Below are 2,386 nucleotides of genomic sequence, written 5' to 3' on the forward strand. Positions count from 1 at the left end.
AAGAAGGAAGAAGGAAGAAGGAAGAAGGAAGAAAAAATGGATGGGGACTCAAACCCCAACCAATTGTCAACACCGTGTAGACGGTGGGGTATTAAACCCAAAATAAAAAGATAAAAGTGAATCAAGAGTGTTGGAATAATTTATTGTTTTTTATCGGTTGTCCTGAATAGTAATTGTAAAGATACATATTTTTTAATTTCTTACCACACTCCCCTACTCCCCACACTATCTCTACTATTACTATGCACCACCACCTTTTTATCTAATACCCATAACCTCACTCTTTTCTTGCCGGACCTTGACTTTTTTGAGAGCGACTATTTAGGGTTTGCGCTCATAAGTCTTATGGGTGAGGGTAGGAGACAGGAGACAGGAGACAGGAGACAGGAGAAATGGGAACGAGCGAGGAGGTAGGAGCGGGCGTTTTGTCCCAAGATTGTTCTGCTCAACTCTTGACCAAAATCCTGAATTTTTGAACCATTACCACCTAAAACCTCGCACCCCCTCCAGACCTAAAATTGCTCAAACTAATACCAGTCAATACGCGCGATATTTAATCAGCAAACCCTATTTAAACTAATGGCTAAATGTTTACCCTGAATATTTATAGCGTTTCTCAGACTAATGAGGTACACCTATCTTTTATCTTTACTTCTATTCTATTCTATTCTATTCCCTATTCCCTAAAACAAATCAATTTTGTACCTCACCAATATGGGAATTACTATATGAGATATTTAATAACAATTAAGAATAATCAAAATCCTTTTATATTTTGACTCTTGTAGGTCCCCTTACCGACTGCTTCCCTACCTGAGTCTTGATTACTACTAAAATTTTATATCATGTCCGGTTGAATAGTTATAATTAGAGATCGTAGTAGGGCTAAAACCCTAAGTATAGATATAGATATTTTATGGGGTAGAGCAAAACTACAAACAAAAACTTTTAAACTTGTATCAGTCATAATACTTGATGTTTTTCTACACTTTAACCCTAAGTTGAGCCAAACTATTAAATAATTTTTTGACTTTAATTAAATCTTTATACCCAGGCGCTATTTCTACTCCACTAGATAAGTCTATACCACAGAATTTATGGCTAGATTCAATGATGAATTGTTGAATTGATACTGTGATATTTTCTGGTGTTAAACCACCTGCTAAAAACCAAGGACAAGTAGGGTGAAAATCTTTAAGAATTTTCCAATCTAAGGTTTGACCAGTGCCTCCTAATTTATCTGGATGATAAGCATCTAGGAGTAAAGTCTCGACATAATTTTCATAACTATTTACTCTTGTTAAATCTTGAGGAGATTTGATTCTGAATGCTTTAATTATTTCTATATTATCTGGTATTGATTGACGTAGCTGATGACAAAATTCTGGAGATTCGTCTCCATGTAGTTGTATGCCAGTCAATTGGGTCTGAATAATTATTTCCGATAAAAAATCAATTTCTGGGTTAACAAATACCCCGATTTTATCAATATTTTTTGGTAGTTGAACAACGATATTTCTGATTTTTTCTGCGGTAATATACCGAGGCGATGTTGGAACACAGATAAATCCTAAAGCTGTTGCTCCCATTTGAGCGATCGCTTGTCCTTGCTCTAATTTTGTAATCCCACAAATTTTTACGCGCATTTATTTTACCTGCTAAGAGCTTAATTGTACATCTTTGTATTAAAACTTAAGGTTATTGTTAATTATTAAAACAAATTATAGCTTCTTACTAAAATTTATTGATAATTTGCAAAACATAAATTGATTCAATCAAACATTTAAGTCAAATAGCCAAATTTCTGTGATTTAAGGAGATAAAAACTTGATTTACTCTGGCTTAATTTTAGCAGCACAATCTCAACCCCTCTCTGCAGAGTGGTCTCCAAAAGTAGCAATTGTAATGATAACTTGCAACCTAGTGGCAATTGTAATTGGTTACTATGCTATTTCCAAGAACAATCGTGGACAAGGGCCTGATTTACCAGTATCATTACCAGCCATTTTTACTGGGTTTGGCATACCAGAATTGTTAGCTACTACTAGCTTTGGTCATATTTTGGGGGCTGGAATAATTTTAGGACTTGGTAGTGCTGGTATGCTATAGACATAACCTGATTTTAGTTACAAGTATAGGGGGTATTCTTTTCGCACAGAAGAGATACCCCCATTTTTGATTTTCCAATAAAAGAAGGAAGAAGGAAGAAGGAAGAAGAAAGAAGAAAGAAGGACTGAAAGATCGAAAAAGTGGATGGAGATAGTCAAGCACTTGGTACTTCGTGTCTGATAACCTCAAGCAATTTTAAATACCATGTAGACGGCAGGGTATTATACTAATTTGATAAATATTTGCTACATTTTATTGAGTGGGGGAGTAGGGGAGT

At 35.1% G+C, this 2,386-nt stretch carries 3 protein-coding genes; 2 read left to right on the top strand and 1 reads right to left on the bottom strand.

What is annotated here, in order from left to right:
• Positions 1-288 precede the first annotated feature (288 nt).
• A complete protein-coding gene (locus tag D5R40_RS41730; protein ID WP_282433698.1) occupies positions 289-414 on the top strand; it encodes a hypothetical protein in 126 nt (41 codons plus the stop codon).
• A gap of 569 nt (positions 415-983) precedes the next feature.
• On the opposite strand, the gene D5R40_RS32245 is transcribed toward D5R40_RS41730, so the two are convergent.
• A complete protein-coding gene (locus D5R40_RS32245; protein ID WP_124147672.1) occupies positions 984-1,646 on the bottom strand; it encodes a phosphoribosylanthranilate isomerase in 663 nt (220 codons plus the stop codon).
• Between the two features lie 181 nt (positions 1,647-1,827).
• Between D5R40_RS32245 and psaK the strand changes: the two genes are divergently transcribed.
• The gene (psaK, locus tag D5R40_RS32250) at positions 1,828-2,109 is read left to right on the top strand and encodes a photosystem I reaction center subunit PsaK (protein ID WP_124147671.1); all 282 of its coding nucleotides are present in this window, start codon (positions 1,828-1,830) and stop codon (positions 2,107-2,109) included.
• The last annotated feature ends 277 nt before the right edge of the window (positions 2,110-2,386 follow it).

It is taken from the genome of Okeania hirsuta (assembly GCF_003838195.1).
GTDB lineage: Bacteria > Cyanobacteriota > Cyanobacteriia > Cyanobacteriales > Microcoleaceae > Okeania > Okeania hirsuta.

Bases quoted from the DNA above. Each gene is read 5' to 3' on its own strand.
- D5R40_RS32245 (WP_124147672.1), bottom strand. From the start codon at position 1,646: ATGCGCGTAAAAATTTGTGGGATTACAAAATTAGAGCAAGGACAAGCG.